This is a genomic window from Streptomyces sp. NPDC052043, from assembly GCF_044548235.1.
In the GTDB taxonomy this organism is placed as follows: Bacteria; Actinomycetota; Actinomycetes; order Streptomycetales; family Streptomycetaceae; genus Streptomyces.
The window spans coordinates 1-17,841 of the sequence record NZ_JBIUBT010000011.1; the positions used below are offsets into that span (position 1 = coordinate 1).

The 17,841-nt window shown below is 70.3% G+C and carries 18 protein-coding genes and 1 pseudogene; 11 read left to right on the forward strand and 8 right to left on the reverse strand.

The window, feature by feature from the left end; genetic code table 11:
- Window positions 1–122 precede the first annotated feature (122 nt).
- Window positions 123–389 (reverse strand): annotated as a pseudogene (locus tag ACIHCX_RS25755) (transposase); the annotation flags it as partial.
- 67 nt (window positions 390–456) lie between these two features.
- On the opposite strand from ACIHCX_RS25755, the gene ACIHCX_RS25760 reads away from it, so the two are divergent.
- From ACIHCX_RS25760 to istB, 5 genes are all read left to right on the forward strand, one after another.
- Window positions 457–987, forward strand: coding sequence for an HAD domain-containing protein (locus ACIHCX_RS25760; protein ID WP_400033325.1), 531 nt, complete (start codon window positions 457–459; stop codon window positions 985–987).
- A 138-nt stretch (window positions 988–1,125) separates the two neighbouring features.
- A complete protein-coding gene (locus tag ACIHCX_RS25765; RefSeq protein WP_400033327.1) occupies window positions 1,126–1,464 on the forward strand; it encodes a hypothetical protein in 339 nt (112 codons plus the stop codon).
- Between the two features lie 199 nt (window positions 1,465–1,663).
- Window positions 1,664–2,191 carry a hypothetical protein gene (locus tag ACIHCX_RS25770; protein WP_400033329.1) on the forward strand — a complete coding sequence of 176 codons (528 nt, stop codon included), beginning with the start codon at window positions 1,664–1,666 and terminating at the stop codon, window positions 2,189–2,191.
- Between the two features lie 78 nt (window positions 2,192–2,269).
- The gene (locus tag ACIHCX_RS25775) at window positions 2,270–2,521 is read left to right on the forward strand and encodes a hypothetical protein (protein WP_400033331.1); all 252 of its coding nucleotides are present in this window, start codon (window positions 2,270–2,272) and stop codon (window positions 2,519–2,521) included.
- Window positions 2,521–3,333 carry an IS21-like element helper ATPase IstB gene (istB, locus tag ACIHCX_RS25780; protein WP_400033333.1) on the forward strand — a complete coding sequence of 271 codons (813 nt, stop codon included), beginning with the start codon at window positions 2,521–2,523 and terminating at the stop codon, window positions 3,331–3,333. Before ACIHCX_RS25775 ends, istB begins: the two co-directional genes overlap by 1 nt.
- Before the next feature lie 430 nt (window positions 3,334–3,763).
- On the opposite strand, the gene ACIHCX_RS25785 is transcribed toward istB, so the two are convergent.
- Both ACIHCX_RS25785 and ACIHCX_RS25790 read right to left on the reverse strand, forming a co-directional pair.
- Window positions 3,764–5,206 carry an MFS transporter gene (locus ACIHCX_RS25785; protein WP_400033335.1) on the reverse strand — a complete coding sequence of 481 codons (1,443 nt, stop codon included), beginning with the start codon at window positions 5,204–5,206 and terminating at the stop codon, window positions 3,764–3,766.
- Entirely contained in the window at window positions 5,203–6,150 is a 948-nt protein-coding gene (locus ACIHCX_RS25790) for a nucleoside hydrolase (RefSeq protein ID WP_400033337.1), read from the reverse strand. Before ACIHCX_RS25790 ends, ACIHCX_RS25785 begins: the two co-directional genes overlap by 4 nt.
- A 332-nt stretch (window positions 6,151–6,482) precedes the next feature.
- Between ACIHCX_RS25790 and ACIHCX_RS25795 the strand changes: the two genes are divergently transcribed.
- From ACIHCX_RS25795 to ACIHCX_RS25805, 3 genes are all read left to right on the forward strand, one after another.
- Window positions 6,483–7,511 carry a LacI family DNA-binding transcriptional regulator gene (locus tag ACIHCX_RS25795; RefSeq protein WP_400033339.1) on the forward strand — a complete coding sequence of 343 codons (1,029 nt, stop codon included), beginning with the start codon at window positions 6,483–6,485 and terminating at the stop codon, window positions 7,509–7,511.
- On the forward strand, window positions 7,508–8,401 hold the full coding sequence (gene rbsK / locus ACIHCX_RS25800) for a ribokinase (protein ID WP_400033341.1): 894 nt from the start codon (window positions 7,508–7,510) through the stop codon (window positions 8,399–8,401). Before ACIHCX_RS25795 ends, rbsK begins: the two co-directional genes overlap by 4 nt.
- Before the next feature lie 138 nt (window positions 8,402–8,539).
- Complete coding sequence (locus ACIHCX_RS25805) at window positions 8,540–8,860, forward strand: hypothetical protein (protein ID WP_400033912.1); 321 nt, start codon at window positions 8,540–8,542, stop codon at window positions 8,858–8,860.
- Window positions 8,861–8,898: 38 nt separating this feature from the next.
- Here ACIHCX_RS25805 and ACIHCX_RS25810 read toward each other — a convergent pair whose 3' ends face one another.
- On the reverse strand, window positions 8,899–9,687 hold the full coding sequence (locus ACIHCX_RS25810; protein ID WP_400033343.1) for an inositol monophosphatase family protein: 789 nt from the start codon (window positions 9,685–9,687) through the stop codon (window positions 8,899–8,901).
- Between the two features lie 41 nt (window positions 9,688–9,728).
- Window positions 9,729–10,430: an alpha/beta fold hydrolase gene (locus ACIHCX_RS25815; protein ID WP_400033345.1), complete on the reverse strand. Its 702-nt coding sequence runs from the start codon at window positions 10,428–10,430 to the stop codon at window positions 9,729–9,731.
- 240 nt (window positions 10,431–10,670) lie between these two features.
- Between ACIHCX_RS25815 and ACIHCX_RS25820 the strand changes: the two genes are divergently transcribed.
- A complete protein-coding gene (locus ACIHCX_RS25820; protein ID WP_400033347.1) occupies window positions 10,671–11,879 on the forward strand; it encodes an acyltransferase family protein in 1,209 nt (402 codons plus the stop codon).
- A gap of 63 nt (window positions 11,880–11,942) precedes the next feature.
- Here ACIHCX_RS25820 and ACIHCX_RS25825 read toward each other — a convergent pair whose 3' ends face one another.
- The 3 genes from ACIHCX_RS25825 to ACIHCX_RS25835 all read right to left on the reverse strand — a co-directional run bounded on the left by ACIHCX_RS25825 (window position 11,943) and on the right by ACIHCX_RS25835 (window position 14,441).
- Window positions 11,943–12,383: an ArsR/SmtB family transcription factor gene (locus tag ACIHCX_RS25825; protein ID WP_400033349.1), complete on the reverse strand. Its 441-nt coding sequence runs from the start codon at window positions 12,381–12,383 to the stop codon at window positions 11,943–11,945.
- 196 nt (window positions 12,384–12,579) lie between these two features.
- Window positions 12,580–12,954, reverse strand: coding sequence for a hypothetical protein (locus ACIHCX_RS25830; RefSeq protein ID WP_400033351.1), 375 nt, complete (start codon window positions 12,952–12,954; stop codon window positions 12,580–12,582).
- A gap of 191 nt (window positions 12,955–13,145) precedes the next feature.
- Window positions 13,146–14,441, reverse strand: coding sequence for a PP2C family protein-serine/threonine phosphatase (locus ACIHCX_RS25835; protein ID WP_400033353.1), 1,296 nt, complete (start codon window positions 14,439–14,441; stop codon window positions 13,146–13,148).
- 483 nt (window positions 14,442–14,924) lie between these two features.
- Between ACIHCX_RS25835 and ACIHCX_RS25840 the strand changes: the two genes are divergently transcribed.
- Together ACIHCX_RS25840 and ACIHCX_RS25845 are read left to right on the forward strand one after the other, a co-directional pair.
- Window positions 14,925–16,577, forward strand: coding sequence for a cellulose binding domain-containing protein (locus ACIHCX_RS25840; RefSeq protein ID WP_400033355.1), 1,653 nt, complete (start codon window positions 14,925–14,927; stop codon window positions 16,575–16,577).
- Between the two features lie 850 nt (window positions 16,578–17,427).
- Entirely contained in the window at window positions 17,428–17,832 is a 405-nt protein-coding gene (locus ACIHCX_RS25845) for a hypothetical protein (protein ID WP_400033357.1), read from the forward strand.
- The last annotated feature ends 9 nt before the right edge of the window (window positions 17,833–17,841 follow it).

A 17,841-nucleotide genomic window follows, 5' to 3' on the forward strand; every position in this document is an offset into this window, starting at 1 on the left:
TGATCAGCTGGCGTAGACACCCTGATGATCAACGGTCTCGTGCCTGTGCTGCTGCCGCGTCAACTCCCGCTGGACACGGACGATCTACGCGATCCAGGAACTTGCAACCGCCCTGCCTCACCGACCGTCCGATGCTGTTTCAAACGGTTGATCGCGCGTTCAACAGTGTTGCGCTTCTTGTACCGCTCCTCGTCGAAGCCCGGTGGCCGTCCGCCGCGTGAGCCTCTGCGTAGGCGGGCGGCCTGGCTGTCAGATTTCTCCGGGATGGTGTGCCGGATGCTCCGTCGGCGCAGGTATTCGCGGCAAGGTCCGTTGCTGTAGGCCTTATCGGCCGCAACGCTGTCTAGTGGTCGGCGCCGGCCGTCGTTGATCGCCTCCGGACGGCCCACAGACGGCCCACAGACGGCCCAGGGCAGGGAATGCCACTTCCCCACCATGCCGAGCTATCCTGCCGCCGTGACCAGCGCAGCGGAGCACCCCATCCTCTTCCTCGACGTTGACGGTCCACTCATCCCGTTCGGGTCGTCCCCCAGTCGTCTGCAAGCCCCTGCTTCGGACTCCCAAACGTCCCTCGGCCAGGGGAACCCCCTGCTCGGACGGCTTGACCCCGGCCTTGGACCGCGCCTCATGGCCCTGGGATGTCGGCTCGTATGGGCCTCGACCTGGATGGAGGATGCGAACGAGGCCGTCGCCCCAGGCCTCGGGCTGCCGAGGCTGCCCGGCGTGGAGTGGCCGGACGCCTGCGCCGACGACAGCCCGCGGGGCCTGCACTGGAAGACCCGCCACCTCGTCGAGTGGGCCAACCGCCGGCCGTTCATCTGGGTCGACGACGAGATCAGCGCCATGGACCGCCTCTGGGTCGCTACTCAACACCCTGGACCGTCGCTCCTTCATCGCGTCGACCCGACCAAAGGCCTCGACGACGCCGACTTCTCCGCGCTCACCGGTTGGCTCCGCGCCGCTGCGCCGAGCCGAGCACCGCTTTAGGAGTTCGGTCGGAACGCTGTCCAGACGTGCTTGGTATTGGCCGGACTGGCCTCCGGTGTGCGGGCACGACCGCTGATGTGCGCGACCGTTGATGTCAGGATTGGATGTCAGCTATTAGTCTCATCCCGGAGTGTCGGCATGGAGAAGGACCAGATAGCCGACCTCCTCCGGGACGGCTCCGAGGTGACGGCCTTGGCCCGTGCCGCCTTGCTCGGTGGTGGCGTGGGCATCGTCTGGGGTGGGGCGACGGCCTCTGAGTCGCTCGTCAAGGTCTACCGGCGCCGTCTTGGGCTCACGCGGCGAACGGGCCAGGAGACACTCGGGCTCGAGCGAGCTGTGGAGCTGCTGAGCGGGTACGGTTCGCCGATCCGTATTGGGCAAGTCACCTCGCCAGGCGGCCATTGGGTCTACATGCTCTTCCTCTCGGAAGATGCGGAGTCGCTCATCGCCTGCACTGGTGTTAGGCAGCCTCGATAGCTGATGACTGGCCGACCTCTTCGTCCCGAAGGAACTGGGGTAGGCCTCCGACCTCGGGCCGTTGTGTTCCTCACCCGCTGCCATGGTCCGCAGGTGTGCGCGCTTGTTCGCCGCTGTACATCGGCGTTGTCACGCAGTTAAACACTCACTGACCGTGACCGTGTGCCCCCACTCCAGCTCGGATCGCTAGCGTGGTCTGGTGTCTGCATTCATACAGCAACTCCCCGCTCTGGTCGGAGTAGTCATCGGCTCCCTGGGGTCCTACCTGGCTGTCATGCTCGGCGATCGCTCACGGTTCCGCCGTGAGCAAACTGTTCGATGGGAAGACCGGCGGCTAACTGCCTACTCGGACTACGCCCGATCGCAGAAGACGATCGTCAGCCTCTTGTTCAGGGTCTCGGCTCACCTCGGCAACGACCCTCATCCGCACCCGCTGGCGCCAGAGGAAGCAGCTACACAGCTGGGCAGCGCCTCTGAAACCCGAGACCTGGCGTGGGAAGCCCTGCTGCTGTTAGGTAACACTGATGTCGCAGACGCAGCTCATGAATGGGCCAGAGTCGTCGCCGATATGGAACACTTCGTCCGAGATCAGATGGGTGACCCAGACGGCTGGTCGACCTTGCTCGAGAATCAGCGCGTCGCTCGCGAGAAGTACTACGCGACAGCCAGGCGGGATGTTGCGTTGCCGCCCGGCCATTCAGGACGCTTCCAGTTCAGCCACAACTGATCACCAGGGGCGGTGACCTGCGGTCGCCATCTCGATCAACGCCCTGACCTGCTGCTGAGCTGTCGGGAGTTGTTGACGTTGGTCACCAACGAGCGCCCTTCAACGGCCCGGACTCCCTGCCGGGCCGTCACCACCGACCCCGAGCACGCCGCCGCGGCCGAGATCCTGCGCGGCCAGGCGATCCGTCAGCGCACGTCACATGCCCGGGCCCGAGGCCTGGCCGGCCTTGCCCCCGACGACCTGGGCGTCGAGGTCGAACAGCGCTGGCTCGGCTCCTACGACCGCATCTTCACCCTCATCGAGGGTGGCGCCGCGAAGGAGGACACCTGATGCCCGCCACCACGACCGCCGCCAGCGGCCCGGCGACGACCCGCACCACCCGGCAGACCACAGCTGACCTGGCATTCCTCGCCCGCGCAATGAAGGCCCCTGCCCTGTTCGACGTCGTCGAGCGGCTCGCCGAACGCGCCCAGGCCGAGTCCTGGAGCCACCTCGAATACCTCGTCGCCTGCCTGCAGCGCGAGGTCTCGGCCCGCGACAGCCACGGCGGCGAGCAACGCATCCGGCAGGCCCACTTCCCCGCGATCAAGACCATCGAGGAACTCGATCTCGCCCATCTGCGGGGCATGACGCGCCAACAGCTCGCCCACCTGGGAACCCTGGACTTCATCGCGGCGAAGGAGAACGCGGTCTTTCTCGGGCCGCCGGGCACCGGCAAGACGCACATCGCGACTGGGCTGGCGATCCGGGCCTGCCAGGCCGGGCACCGGGTCGCATTCGCCACCGCGGCCCAGTGGGTCGACCGCCTGGCGGCGGCCCACCACACCGGCCGACTGCAGGACGAATTGGTCAGACTCGGCCGTTACCCGCTGATCGTGATCGACGAGGTGGGGTATATCCCCTTCGAGGCCGAGGCGGCGAACCTGTTCTTCCAGCTGATCTCGAACAGATACGAACGCGCGTCCGTGATCGTGACCAGCAACAAGCCCTTCGGACGCTGGGGAGAGACCTTCGGTGACGAGACCGTCGCCGCCGCGATGATCGACCGGCTCGTCCACCACGCCGAGGTCCACTCCCTCAAGGGCGAGTCCTACCGCATGCGCGGCCGCGAACTCGGCCGCACCACCACCAGCAACGACTGACACACCATCCAACGAGACTACGGATGGCCCACAACTGAGCCGCCGCAACTGGCCTCACATTCAGCCGTCGCCGACACCAACCGGCGGTCGGGCTTAGTTGATGGCCAAGGCGAGATCTGTCAGCGCCGGCCGCGCACCTCTGCGGTTCGGGGGCGTCGTCCCGAGGCGGGGCACCACGCACCACGCACTACGCACCACGCACCACGCGTAGTGCGTAGTGCGTAGTGCGTAGTGCAGAGACAACAAACGAGGCTTGCCGGTCCGCGAGGGAGCGCATGACCTTGTCGGCTGATGCCGCCACTTCAGCCGGCGGAGTCAAGGAAGGCGGCGTAATCATCACGGCGCCCGCAATCCCGGTACCGGCGAGTCTCCCCGAGTCTCCAGGCGTACGGGCCCCGTCGGGAGGGAACTCCCGGCGGGGCCCGTGTGCTCAACGCGCTTCCGCAGCCACCGGCTTGGGGATGAGGAAGGACGTTACGACGGCGACGGCCATGATGACCGCGCCCGTGATCATGGCGGTGGTGTAGTCGCCGGTCGACGCCGGGTCCGCGGGGGCCGCCGCGGTCTTGACCGCGTACAGCACCGCGAAGCTCAGACCGGCGCCGAGGTTGAACGCGCCCGCGTTCAGACCGGGCAGGAACCCGGGGTTGTCACGCGGGGACAGCACGATGCCGAGCCCGTTGAGCACGATGTTCCCGATCCCGGCGTAGGTGATGCCGACCAGGATGGATGCCGTCAGCAGCAGGGCCCGCGAATGACCGTGCAACGTGAGGATCATCAGGACGACGGTCGCCGCGGCCCCGATGAGGCCGATGCGCAGGATCCGCCCGTAGCCGAAGGTGGCGGCCAGCCGGCCCGCGATCGGGCCCATGGCCAGTCCGGCCAGCGCGTACGGCGTGAGGGTCCACCACGCCGACTGCTGTGCGGACATGCCCAGTCCGGCCTGCGCGTCCTCGGCGAACGCCGGGATCAGCCCGTTCATGACGGCGAACACACCGGTCATGGTGAGCACGGTGGTCAGCAACAGCGCCCAGGTGGAGCGCTGGCGCAGATGGTGCGTGGCGACCAGCGGATGCCCGCTGCGGTCCTCGGTGCGCCAGAACAGCGCGAAGGCGGCCACGGCGACGACGACGAGCAGGGCGATCAGCGGCCAGTTGGCCGCGGCGAGCTTTCCGGCCTCGTTCAGCGCGATGAGCAGCGAGCCGACCGAGACCACGAGGAGCACGACGCCGGGCCAGTCCATGCGCTGGGCGACCGGCGCCCTGGACTCGCGGCTCATCAGGGCGACCATGGCCGTGGCGACCGCCGCGACGACGGCCATCGCCCAGAAGACCGACTGGAACCCGTGGTGGTCGGAGAGGTAGCCGCCCGCGAGGGAGTCGATGCCGGCGACCCCGCCGTTGAACGCGGTGATCACGCCGAGCAGGGTGCCGTAGCGCTTGGGCTCGGGCACCTCCATCCGCAGCATGATCAGGCACAGCGGGACGACCGGACCGCACACGCCCTGGATGACGCGCCCGGCGAACAGGACCGGGACGTTGTGCGCGAACGCGGCGACGACACATCCGACGGCCATGAGGGCCAGCATGCCGGTGAGGACCTTGCGGCGGCCGATCACGTCGCCCAGCCGCGGCAGGAACAGCGAGAACAGGGCCGCGGAGGTGAAGAACGCGGTCTGGGTGAGCCCGATCTCCGCAGAGGTGGCATGAAGGGCCCCCTCCATGCTCTTCAGCGCCGGGCTGATCATGCTGGCGTTGAGCTGGAAGGCCACGCAGGCGGCGAGCAGCGCGGTCATCAGCACACCGATCCGGACCGGGGAGCCCTGCCCCGAGCCGGGTGGGCTGTCGGTGGTGGAAACGCTGGGAACGGTCATGCCTGGACGTCGCCGATCCGCTCGAGGGCGTCCACCACGAGGTTCCAGAACCGCTCGTGGTCGAGCTTCACCGCGACCTGGGTGTGGCAGTCGTCCGGGGCGGGCGCCCGGAAGTCCGCCACGGTCATCCCGAGGGTCAGGGTGCCGGTGAGCTCGATGTCCACGGGGGCCTTGCGCACCGTCATGACCTCCGGGTCGATGACGTAGGCGACCGCGCAGGGGTCGTGCACGGGCGGGAACTCGAAGCCCTGGGCCTGCTCGTACATCGCGCCGAAGAAGTCCAGCAGTTCCAGGACGAACTTGGCGGGGGCGGTGCCGACCGCGGCGATCTTCTCGGTGACGGCGGGCGTCGCGAGCGCCTGGTGCGTGAGGTCGAGACCGACCATGGTGACCGGCCAGCTCTCGTTGAAGACGATGTGCGCGGCCTCGGGGTCGATCTTGATGTTGAACTCGGCGACCGCGCTCCAGTTGCCCTCGTGGTAGCCGCCGCCCATCAGGACGACCTCGCGGACGCGGGAGGCGATGCGCGGCTCCTTGCGGACGGCCATGGCGATGTTGGTCAGACCGGCGGTCGGCACGATGGTGATCTCGCCCGGCTCGTGCGACATGACCGTGTCGATGATCAGGTCGACCGCGTGGCGGCGGTCCAGCTCCAGGGTCGGCTCGGGCAGCACGGGTCCGTCGAGTCCCGACTCGCCGTGGATGTCCGGCGCCGTCTCGATCTCGCGCACCAGGGGCCTGGGGCAGCCCGCGGCGAAGGGCACTCCGGTGATCCCGGCGATGCGGGCCACGGACAGGGCGTTGCGCGTCACCTTCTCCAGCGTCTGGTTCCCGACCACGGTCGTGACGGCGACGAGCTCGATCTCGGGATTTCCGTGCGCGAGAAGCATGGCGATGGCGTCGTCGTGCCCCGGGTCGCAGTCGAGGATGATCTTTCTGGCCAACGGAGAGCCCCTTTGCTCGCTTACCTTTGGTGAAACCGATCTCCGGGGACGCCCAGGGGCGGACGCGTCCGGAGGGCGCCGAGTGGCCCGGCGTCTCGGGAGACGTTAGGGAAAACGTTCTCCCGAACATTCGCCCATTCCTCGCCGATGTGTCAATGGCCGTTACATCTTTCTTCCGCCTTCCCGTGTTCGGCGGCGGCCTGCGCCAGGCGAGGCGGGTGATAACGTTCTCCGGCATCGGTGCTGGTCGGCGCTGGGGGATAGCTGTGCCGACCAGGAAGCCGACCGACAGAAGGGGGCGGAGTGCGGTGACCGAAGTGACATTGCGTGACGTGGCTCGCGCATCGGGCTGCTCCGTCGCCACGGTGTCCCGCGTGCTGGCCGGCACCCGCCCGGTGGGAGCGGAGACGGCGAGACGTGTGCGGGCCGCGGCCGAAAGCCTCGGCTACCGCCCCAACCAGGTCGCCCGCGCCCTGCGCAGCCGCTCCACCGGCACCATCGGCCTGGTGCTGCCGCAGATCACCAACCCCTTCTTCCCCTCCCTCGTACGCGAGGTCGAGCACGCCCTGCACGCCGGGGGCCGCGGCCTGCTGCTCGCCGACTGCGACGACGACCCGGCGACCGAAGCGGCCCGGATCACCGCCCTGCTGGACCGGCAGGTGGACGCGCTGCTGGTCATCCCCGTCGACGAGACCCACAGCCGCGAGGCCGTCGAACTCGCTGCGTCCCGAGTGCCGTTGGTCCTCCTCGACCGCTCCTGCGGCCCCGGGGTCGCCGATTCGGTGGCCGTCGACAACGCCGCCGGCATGGCCCTCGTCCTGGACCACCTGGCCCGCACCGGACGCCGCCGCTTCAGCTTCCTCGGCGCCGCCGGAACCGCCTCGACGGCCGTCGAACGGCGCATGGCCTACCAGGCGGGCGTCGCCGCCCTGGACCCGACGGCACCCGACCGCACCGAACTCGGCGACTTCTCCGTGCAGTGGGGGCGGGCCGCGGTCGAGCGGATCTGGCCGGCCCGCCCGGACGCCGTCGTCTGCGCCAACGACCTCATCGCGGTCGGAGCGGTGCAGCGCCTCGGACAACTCGGCGTCGACGTGCCCGGCGAGGTCGCCGTCACCGGCTTCGACGACATCCCCATGGCGAGCCTCGCCGAACCGAACCTGACCACGGTCCGCCAGCCGGCCGCCCAAGTCGCGGCCGAGGCACTCCGGCTCCTCGACCAGCGGCTCGCCGGCGGGGGAGCCGAGGCCTACCGGTCCGTGCGCCTCTCACCCGAACTCGTCGTCCGCGCCTCCAGCGCGCCCCACGCCGCCGCGCCCGCGACCGTCCCCGGCAGCAGAACCCCGGAGGAACACCAGTGATCGCAGTCGTCGGAAGCCTCAACCTCGATCTCGTCACACCCGTTCCGCGGCACCCGGTGCCGGGGGAGACCGTGCTCGGCGGGGACATCGTCGAGCACCCCGGCGGCAAGGGGGCCAACCAGGCGGTCGCCGCGGCCCGGCTCGGCGGACAGGTCGCCCTGATCGGCCGGGTCGGCGAGGACGACGCGGCCGACGTGGTGGCCGCCGCGGTGCGCGCCGAGGGCGTGGACACCGCGCACCTGGCCCGCACCCCCGAGGTGCCCACCGGGCGCGCGCTGATCGCCGTCAACCCGTCGGGCGAGAACTCCATCATCGTCAGCCCCGGCGCCAACTCCCGTCTGACCGCGGCCGATTGCCGGGCCGCAGCCGACGTGCTCAGCCGGGCCGAGGTCACCGTCCTCCAGCAGGAGGTCCCCGACGAGGCCAACCACGCGGCCGCCGAGCTGGCCGGCGGCATCGTCGTGCACAACCCCGCCCCCGCCGTCGAGGGCGCGGTCCCGCCCCGCCACGTCGACGTGCTGGTCCCCAACCGCACCGAACTGGCCGCCCTCACCGGCACCCCGGTCCCGGACACGATCGACGAGGTCGCCACCGCCGCCGGCAAACTGAGCGGAGCGGGCGCGGTCGTCGTCACCCTCGGCGGCGACGGCGTGCTGCTCCTGGAGGGCACCGCGCGGCTGCACATCCCGGCCTTCACGGTCCGGCCGGTGGACACGACCGCGGCCGGTGACTGCTTCTGCGGCGCGTTGGCGGTCGCGCTGGCCGAGGGCCGCACCCTGGAACAGGCCGCCCGCTGGGCCTGTGCCGCGGCGGCACTCAGCACCACCCGCCCCGGCGCCCAGCCGTCGCTGCCCCACCGCGACGAGGTGGAGGCATTCCTCCAGCGCTGACGGCCGTCGGTGACCGAGGACGGGGACAGGACCCTCGATGACCTGGGACGGGGATATTGCGTTGTGGGACCACGGACAGCCCCGTAGGGTCCCGGCATGTCCCTACGTGTACGTATGCGTCAAGCCCTCCCGGACGCGATGCGCGCCCGCGACAAGGCCGCGGTGAGCGCCCTGCGCGCGACACTCGCCGCGCTGGACAACGCGGAGGCGGTGCCCGTGGGCGAAGCCGGTACCCGCGGCCTGGCCCTGGAGCAGTCACCGGTCGGCGCCGGGGCCACCGAGGCCTTGCGGCGTGAGCTGAGCGAGAGCTGTGTGGCGGACATCGTGCGCGCTGAGGCCACCGAACGACTCGAAGCCGCAGCGCAGTTGACCACCCCCGCACACGCCGACCGAGCCGCCCGGCTCCGCGCGGAGGCCTCCGTGCTGCTCCGCTTCCTGGACGGCGACGGCACCGCGTAGCAGACGGCGGACCCGTCGGAGCACGGGCTCATCACGCGCTACGTCATCATCGTCCTCAGCGCTCGGTGGGTCTCGGCGTCGGCGGCCGCGACGAGCCCGCGGCCCGTCTGCCCGAGCGGAGCGCCGTCGATCCCGGTGACCACGCAGCCGGCGGCCCGGCACAGGGCGATCCCGGCGGCGAAGTGCACGCTTGCGGACAGGTTCCCGCCGTCGGTGACGTACGCGGCACGCCTGCCGGCCGCGACCCAGGCCAGCGCGAGCGTCGTGGACACGACCCTCGGCCGGAACCGCTCGGCGAACTCGGGGCGGGCCAGCAGATCCACGGCCCGGAACCCCGGCGCGCTCGGGAACGGCGGGTCCAGGTTGACGTCCACCAGCCGGGTCGCGGACGTGGGCGTCAGCGGCGCGTCGGCCCCGTCCCGCCGCACCCGGGCGGACTCACCGTCGGTGAAGAACACCTCGCCGCCGAACGGATCGGCCACCGCCGCCGCCCCGTCGCGCAGCGCGACGTTGACGGCGACCAGCATGCTGCCGACGGCGTAGTTCAGCGTGCCGCACAACGGATCCACCAACCACTGGCGCGCGGCGTCGCGAGCACCCTGCCGTCCGCTCTCCTCGCCGAGTACCGCGTCCTTGGGCCGAGCGGCCCGGAGGACGGCGAGGATCGCCTCCTCGGCCTCCACGTCGGCGGCCGTCGCGAAGTCGCCGGCACCCTTGTCGATGCGGGCGAGGGGGCGTCCGTACAGGGTGCGCACCACGTCCGCGCCAGCACATGCCGCCGCTGTGGCAACCCCGGCATCATCGAGTCCCGTGTACGAGTTGATCACGCCGTGCAGACTAGTTGAGTGCGAGTGCGGTCCCCTCCGATTCACCGCTGCCGGTCGCTCACCGCGGGCAGGAAGGCCGCAACCGCCTCCTGGAACGCCTCCGGCGCCGCCTCGTGGATCAGGTGTCCGACCGGGATGGTGCGCACGCTCCCGCCGGGGACGCGGCGGGCGAGCTCGGCGATGCCGTCCTGGGGGACATGGCTGTGCGGACCGCCGGCCAGCACGAGGGTTTCGGCGGTGATCCGGCCGAGTCGCTCCAGCCACCCGGGGTCCGGGTGGTCGATCTGCGCTCTGACGGCCAGCACCATCTGCCAGTCGAAGGTGAGTTCGCCGTCCGGCCGGGCCGGGAGGGTCGGCTCCCGGGGGCGGGGGACCGGGACGTCCTCCAGTACGAGCCGCTTGACCCGCTCCGGATGGTCCTCCGCGAGCAGGTAGGCCACGACCCCGCCCATGGAGTGCCCGATCAGATCCACCGGGCCGAGCCCCAATGCGTCGAGAAACCGGACCACGTCGGCCTTCATGAGCTCGAGCGAGTAGTCCCCCGGCCAGTCGCTCCGGCCGTGACCGCGAAGGTCGAGGGCGTACACCCGCCGGCTGCGGGCGAAGGCACGAGCCACGCCGTCCCAGGTGGCGGCGGTCTCACCCAGCGCGTGCAACAGGACAAGCGGTCGGCTGCCCGGTTCCCCCGACACCTGATAGGCCAGCCGGATCCCGCCCACGTCCACGACGTAGTGATCAACCATGCCCGAAGGGTAGACGACGGCGACCTCGTTCCCGAGTGCGGTTTGTGTCACCCCGGCGGCCCCGTATCTCGTCGGGGACATCGGGTAGGCCCCCTCTGTGGGCCAGGCGGTGTCGGCACTCGCCCCGCAGCGGAATACGTACGAACTCGGCGAAACTCGGCGAAACCGTCATCCGCCCGTCGGGCAGGTGATTCGGATTCCAGGGCCCTTTCGGAACAGGACGACTCTGGAACGGGAGATATGACCCAGACGGATCGCAGGGCATCGGCCGGTGCAGCCACGCGACCGCGGAACGAGGGGGCGGTCACCGAGGAAGTGCTGGTGCCGCAGGCGCCCCCTGAGGCACGGGTGATCGTCGCCGGGAAGGGCACCGGAAGAGACCGGCTCGCCGCGCTGGACGGGCTGCGGTTCCTGGCGGCGCTTTCGGTGGTGCTCTTCCACTTCGTCGGCCAGACCCCGGAGGCGATGCGGGGCATCTGGGGGCGCCCGTACCAGAGCGTCTTCCCGGAACTGCACGGCTACTTCGCCTTCGGGCGGCTCGGCGTCGACCTGTTCTTCCTGATCAGCGGCTTCGTCATCTGCATGAGCGCGTGGGGGCGCACACCACGGGACTTCTTCATCTCCCGCGTCACCCGTCTGTACCCGATGTACTGGATCGCCATCGCGGTGTCGGCATGCGTCGTCTACGTCGCCGACACCCCCTTCGGGAACCCCCACCCGCGCATCCTGCTCGCGAACTTCACGATGCTGCAGACCCCGCTCGGAGTGCCCAGCCTGGACCCGGTCTACTGGACCCTCTGGCCGGAGCTCTGCTTCTACCTCACGTTCGCGGTCGTGGTGTGGAAGGGCGTCAGCTACCAGCGCGTGGTGATCTTCTGCGGGGTGTGGACCCTCGCCGCCGTGCTCGCGCCCTCCGCCCACCTCCCGCTGCTCACGCTCGTGGTGAACCCGGCGTCGGCCCCGTACTTCATCGCGGGCATGGCCTTCCACCTCATGTACCGGTACCGGCCCACACCCCTGCTGTGGGGCATCGTCGTCATGTCGTGGCTGCTGGCGCTGCACTTCCTGCTGGCGCCCACCGGTGGCCGCAACAACTGGGAGACCTGGTCGCCGGGGCGCGGCTGGCTGGTCCTGGTGGCCACGGTCTTCTTCCTGGCGGTCGGCGCCATCGCGCTCGGCTGGACCCGGCGGCTCCGCTGGCGCGGGCTGACCGTCATGGGCACGATGACCTTCCCCCTGTACCTGTTACACGACACGCTCGGTCTGACCGTCGCGCACCACTTCGGCGACCGGGTCGATCCCCTGCTCCTGGTCGGGGTCACCGTCGCCGCCCTGGTCGTGCTGTCCTATCTCGTGCACCGGTTCGTGGAGCGCCCGATGGTGCTGACCATGCGGCGTTCGCTGAAAAGCGCCGCGTTCGGCCCGCCGACGCCCGCGCGGCGCCGTTGAGCGGCGCCGGGGCAGGACCCGGCGGCATCCGCCGTCCGCCTGGGGCGCCCGCGGTCGCGCCGTTCACTGCGCGCCGCGGCCCCGCGCGTCCGACGGTGTGACGGTGTGTGCCGACCGGTGCCCTACGGGCATCCGCCCGGATCCCGCGGTCGCGGCGGGTGCGGTGGGCGCGGCACCGTCGGTCTGCCGGAGCTCGGCGAGCAGTTCGTTCTGGCCGGCCAGGAGTTCGGTGAGGATGCGGCGGGCCGCGCGCAGCAGTTCGGCGACATCGCCGCCGGCGAGGGCGTAGCGGACCGTGGAGCCCTCCCGGATGGACACGACGATGCCGGAGCGGCGCAGCACGGCCAGTTGCTGCGAGAGGCTGGACGGCTCGATCTCGATGTCGGCGAGCAGGTCCCGTACGGGCACGGGACCGTGCTGGAGCAACTCCAGGACCCGGATGCGCACGGGGTGTCCGAGCATGCGGAAGAACTCCGCCTTGGCCTGGTAGAGGGGGACCTGCATGGGTGCCTGCTCCCTGGCATCGGGGTTGGTCCAGGACGAGGTGGCGCCCCGGAGGGCGCCACACGGAATGTGCCTCGCAGAGCGGATCCTTCTCGCCCCGGGCCACGTGCGACCACGACTTGGAATCATGCTGATGTGGTGACTTGAAGAAGTCTTCACATCATGGGCGCACGTCGGCCCGGGGGTGCGGAAGGGCCTAGATCTCGAGCTGCTCCTCGATGCGCTTGAGCTGGTGGCGGGCCATCGCCAGATTCGAACGGGCCTTGTCCAGCACCAGGTAGAGGAACAGTCCGTTGCCGTTGCGTCCGGTGACCAGGCGGATCAGGTGGTACTGGTCGCCGAGCGTGATCAGCACGTCCTGGATCTGACTGTTCAGGCCCAGCTGCTCCATGGTGCGCACCTTGGCACGGATGACGTCCGTGTTCCCCGCCGCGGCGACGGTCAGATCCAGATCCTTGCCTCCGCCCAGGGTGCCCAGGGCCATTCCGCTGGTGTAGTCGACGACCGCCGCGCCCAGCGCCCCCTCGACCGCGGTCATCATTTCCTTCAGCGACACTTCCACACTCGCCACGGTGCCTCCCCTTGATCGTCGGCTGCGTCAGGACGGCGCCGGCCGTCCGGTGATCGCACCGTAGGCGCGCGTCCCGGGCGTTCGAGTGGAGGTCTTCCACACTGGCGTCCATTGATCGAAGAGCGTCGTATGCGAACACTTCGACGACTGCAACTGACCTTTCGCTTCTCTGTGCGTATGCGTCCCCGAGGTCAGGGGATGCGCAGCGCCAGGACGGCGATGTCGTCGTGCTGATCGTCACTCAACCGGGTGAGCAGTTCGTCGCGGAAGACCGACAGGGGTTCACGGGCCAGCGCGGCCGCGTGCTGGCGCAGCCGGGTGAGGCCGCGGCCGATGTCCTCGCCGGGGCGTTCGATGAGGCCGTCGGTGTAGAAGAGCAGGGTGCCCCCGGAGGGCAGGGTGACCGCCGCGGTCTCCCGCGCGAGCTCGGGGTCGACTCCCAGGACGGGGGCGTGTCCCTCCTCCAGCAGGAGCGTGCGGCCGTCGGGCTGGGCGAGCAGCGGCGGAAGGTGGCCGGCGTTGGTCATCAGCAGCCGCCAGGGTGCGTCGGCGGGGGTCTCGATCCGGGCGACGACGGCCGTGACGAGTTCGATGCTGGTCAGGCCCTGCATGACCCGGTCCAGGCGGTTCATCACCCCGGCCGGGTCGTCCCCGCTGTCGTAGGCGAGCGCGCGCAGCATGTTGCGCAGCTGCCCCATGCGGACCGCGGCCGCCAGGTCGTGGCCGACCACGTCCCCGATCGCGAGGACCACCGAGCCGTCGGGGAGCGGGAAGGCGTCGTACCAGTCGCCGCCGACCTCGGCCCGCTCGCGGGCGGCCACGTAGCAGGTGGCGAGTTGGAGGTGCCCGAGCCCGGTCAGATCGGGCAGGAGGGAGCGCTGGAGCTGCTCGGCGGTGTGCTGTTGCAGCGCGTACAGGCGCGCGTTGTCCAGGGCGAGGCCCGCGCGGTGCCCCAGGTCGGCGGCGAGCGCCTGCTCCTGTTCGTCGAAGGGGGCGGCCGGGCCCCGCCGGACGAAGGTGAGCGCCCCGAGGGCCTCTCGCCGTACGCTCATGGGCACGATCAACGCGGTCTCGGCGCCCAGCATGCGGTAGAGGGCCCACTGGGCCGAGCGCAGGGGGTCGTTCGGATCGGGCGGGTCGAAGTCGGTGACCACCAGGGGGCCCGTGCCGCGCAACACCTTCGCCAGTGCGGCGGCCGAGTCGTCGGGGCCGGGCAGGAACCCTCCGGGCAGTACCCGCAGCGCCCGCTCCGCGTCCCGGTCCGTGACGGTGAGGCGGCGCAGCCCGTTCCCCTCGACCAGGTCCACGACGCAGGCGTCGGCCAGATGCGGAACGACCACCCGGGCCAGGCGGCGCAGCGCCTCCTCCGCGTCGAGGCCCGAGGCCAGTGCGCGGCTCGCCTCGGAGAGCAGACGCAGACGGGCCGCGGCGACCTCCGGCGTGGATCCCGCCCTCGGTTCCGTCGACGCCAGGGGTTTCCGCTTCATCGTCTTCCTTCCCTCTGCGACTGTTGTAACACTCTGTCATTCTTCGTCAGGTTTCCCCGCCGTTCGGTGCGGTCAAGGCGCGTGAGTGGTGCGCCGCAGATGTGCGGTGCCGGGACCGAAACTTTCGAAACATTCGGTGCGGGTGCGAATCGGCTGGTACTTCCGTTGTGCAGGCCTCGGGTGGCGGACGGTTCTGTCGGCTTTCGCTCGTCCGCCCCGCTTTGCTGGGGTCATCGCGCGCCGCCGGTGGTGGTGGAATGGCCAAACTGGGGCGGCCCACCCCCGGGGTGTTGTCATGCCTCGACCCTGTTCCTACGCTTGGGAGCGCTCCCAACCCTGGCCGCGCCGTCCCGAGGTCCACGCAACATTCGAACCGGGAAACCCCGACTTTCTGCCGGTCGCCGCTCTCGCGGCGGCGTCCCCGTGAGGCCGGCCGGGCAGGGTCCGTCCCCGTCGATCGCGCACCTTCCCCTGGAGGTCCCCATGCGCATCCCCCGGTATCGATATCGGCCCAGAGTGTGGGCCGCCGCGGCCCTGCTGGCCACGGCGAGCCTGATCACCCCCTCGCTCACCGCGCAGGCGGGCGCCGCCGACGGACACGTCGTCGCCGCGCAGGTGCAAGCCGGCGGCGAGGACGACGGCGCGGACTGCGCGGTGCCCAACCCGGGCTCCCCGACAGCCGGCTCCCTGCTTCCGGATCCCTTCAGGAGGCTGGACGGTACGCGCATCTCGTCCACCTCCGACTGGCGGTGCCGCCGGGCGGAGATCAGTCAGCTGGCGCAGCGGTCCGTCTACGGCCAGAAGCCCGCGAAGCCCGCCAGTGTCACCGGCACGGTGTCGGCGAGCAGCATCACCGTGAACGTGTCGGACCAGGGGAAGAGCGCGAGCTTCTCGGCGAGTGTGAGTCTGCCGAGTGGTTCGGGTCCCTTCCCGGCCGTCATCGTGCTGGGCGGGCTCGGCGCGGACACGGCCACCATCAAGGCCTCCGGTGTCGCCGTCATCAACTACGACCCCTACACGGTGGGGAAGGAGGGCACCGCGCGGAACAACAAGCAGGGCGCCTTCTACAGCGTGTACGGCTCGTCCAGCAGCACGGGCCTGCTGATGGCCTGGTCCTGGGGCGTGAGCCGCATCGTCGACGTCATCGAGCAGTCGGGCGGCAACGTGCTCAAGGCGAGCGCGACCGGCGTCACGGGATGCTCGCGGTTCGGCAAGGGTGCCATCGTGGCCGGCGCGTTCGACCAGCGCATCGCCCTGACCATGCCGATCGAGTCGGGCAGCGGCGGGGTGCCCGTCCTCCGCGGCATTCAGGGCGAGAGCGGCGCCCAGCCGCTGAGCAGCGCCTACTCGGAACAGCCCTGGCTGGGCGACGCGTTCAGCTCCTACACGGGCAACCCGAACTCCCTTCCGGTGGACACCCACGAGATCCTGGGCATGGTCGCGCCCCGGGGGCTGTTCGTCATGGACAACCCGTACGTCGACTGGCTGGCCGCCAGGTCGGGGAGCGTGGCGGCGCTGGGCGGGGCCGAGATCTACAAGGCGCTCGGCGCGGGGAGCAACATCAGCTACTGGTCGGACGTCCAGGACGGGACCCACTGCGCCGTCAGGTCCGAGTGGAAGACGCCGTTGCAGCAGAACATCCAGAAGTTCCTGCTGGGCACGGGAAGCAGCCCCGGCGTGTTCAGGATCGCCCCCAGCAAGTCCGGCAACCTGTCCACGTGGCGGGACTGGCAGACCCCGACTCTGACCGACGGCGGAGGCGGCGACGGAGGCAACCCGGGGGGTGGCACGGGCGGTGACCCGGGTGGTGACCCCGGCGGCGGTGGCACGAACGGCACCTGCACCGCCGCCTACCGCGACGTCAACAGCTGGCCCGGCGGCTTCCAGGGCGAAGTGACGATCCGCAACAACGGCACCAGTACGCTCAACGGCTGGACCGTCGGCCTGACCCTGGCCACCGGTCAGTCCATCAGCAGCCTCTGGGACGGAGTGAACACCGGGACCAGCGGATCCGTCACGGTGCGCAACAGTGCGTACAACGGCACCCTCGCGGCCAACGGCACCGCCACCTTCGGCTTCACCGCCACGGGCAACTCCACTCCCGCACCCGGAAACATCACCTGCAAGAGCCCCTGATCCCTCCCGCACATCCGGTTCACGCATCCGCAACGGGCCCTAGCGTGTACCACCGGGTCAGCCGGTACCTGGACGGCACCGGCTGACCCGATCCAATTCCCTCTGCGGGGGTGCCCATGGTGGCAAGCACGCACCCACGCACTGTCTCCGGAGAGAAGCCGCACGCGCAGTGACTGCCACATCCCCCGGAGAGGAAGGGTGTGACCGGCCCTCAGGGCGACACTGGTGCTACGGGCCCTCAGGGCGACAGCGGTGCTACCGGTCCGCAGGGTGACATCGGTGCGACCGGCGCTCAGGGTGACGCCGGTGCTACGGGTCCTCAGGGCGACACGGGTGCTACGGGCTCGCAGGGTGTGGCCGGTCCTCAGGGTGACACTGGCGCGACCGGTCCCCAGGGCGACACGGGTGACACCGGTCCGCAGGGTGCGAGCGGTCCGCAGGGTGCGACGGGCGCCGCTGACATCACTCAGGTCGTCGGAGGTGACGCGACGCTGACGCCAGGGCAGACGCTGGCCTTGGTCACTGTGTGTCCGGCCGGTCAGACGGCGGTCGGCGGGGGTTGGGTCGGGGGCGACGAAGTCATCCCCGTGAACAGCTACCAGAGCACGAGCACGAACCCCGGCGACAGCTGGACCGTGAACTTCCACAACACGTCCACCACCCAGAGTTACGACGTCACTCCCCTCGCCTACTGCGAGCCGTGACGGCCTGCCCCGCGGCCGGGAAGTGAGCGGATGCGGGGCCCGGTCGAGCCGTCCGGGTCCCCCGCGAGGCGGCTCTACGGCCGACGGCGCGCGAGGATGGAAGCAGAGGCACATCCATACCGGCTCACAGGAAAGGAGGAGCGGGGATGGTTACGGCAGCCGAGACGGTGCTCGAGCCCACCGAGCGTGTTCGGGCCCAGAAGAAGATGTCAGAGGCTGGACTGACCACGCTCGAACCCGCGGCGCGCGTGCGGGCCCAGAAGGGGCAGTACGGGGCCCGGAGCACGCAGGCGTTCACGGAGCGTGCGCACTCCCGGCAGAACGGGACCGGGGAGGCCCATCCTGACGGGGGCGCCCACTGGCCCACGCGCATGTTCCACGCCCCGGTTCCGATGCCGCACGTCAGCCTGGAGAAGGTGACCACCCGGGACCTGGTCTTCTACGGGGGACTGGGAGCCCTCGCCGTCGCCGGGGTCCTCGAGTGGCCGGTCGCTCTGGCCGTCGGGGGAGCCACCTGGCTCGTGCGCAGCAGGCGAAAGGAACAGGGCTGAGCGCAGCGG

Bases quoted from the DNA above. Each gene is read 5' to 3' on its own strand.
- ACIHCX_RS25765 (WP_400033327.1), top strand. From the start codon at position 1,126: ATGGAGAAGGACCAGATAGCCGACCTCCTCCGGGACGGCTCCGAGGTG.
- istB (WP_400033333.1), top strand. From the start codon at position 2,521: ATGCCCGCCACCACGACCGCCGCCAGCGGCCCGGCGACGACCCGCACC.
- ACIHCX_RS25785 (WP_400033335.1), bottom strand. From the start codon at position 5,206: ATGACCGTTCCCAGCGTTTCCACCACCGACAGCCCACCCGGCTCGGGG.
- ACIHCX_RS25805 (WP_400033912.1), top strand. From the start codon at position 8,540: ATGCGCGCCCGCGACAAGGCCGCGGTGAGCGCCCTGCGCGCGACACTC.
- ACIHCX_RS25815 (WP_400033345.1), bottom strand. From the start codon at position 10,430: ATGGTTGATCACTACGTCGTGGACGTGGGCGGGATCCGGCTGGCCTAT.
- ACIHCX_RS25820 (WP_400033347.1), top strand. From the start codon at position 10,671: ATGACCCAGACGGATCGCAGGGCATCGGCCGGTGCAGCCACGCGACCG.
- ACIHCX_RS25825 (WP_400033349.1), bottom strand. From the start codon at position 12,383: ATGCAGGTCCCCCTCTACCAGGCCAAGGCGGAGTTCTTCCGCATGCTC.
- ACIHCX_RS25835 (WP_400033353.1), bottom strand. From the start codon at position 14,441: ATGAAGCGGAAACCCCTGGCGTCGACGGAACCGAGGGCGGGATCCACG.
- ACIHCX_RS25840 (WP_400033355.1), top strand. From the start codon at position 14,925: ATGCGCATCCCCCGGTATCGATATCGGCCCAGAGTGTGGGCCGCCGCG.
- ACIHCX_RS25845 (WP_400033357.1), top strand. From the start codon at position 17,428: ATGGTTACGGCAGCCGAGACGGTGCTCGAGCCCACCGAGCGTGTTCGG.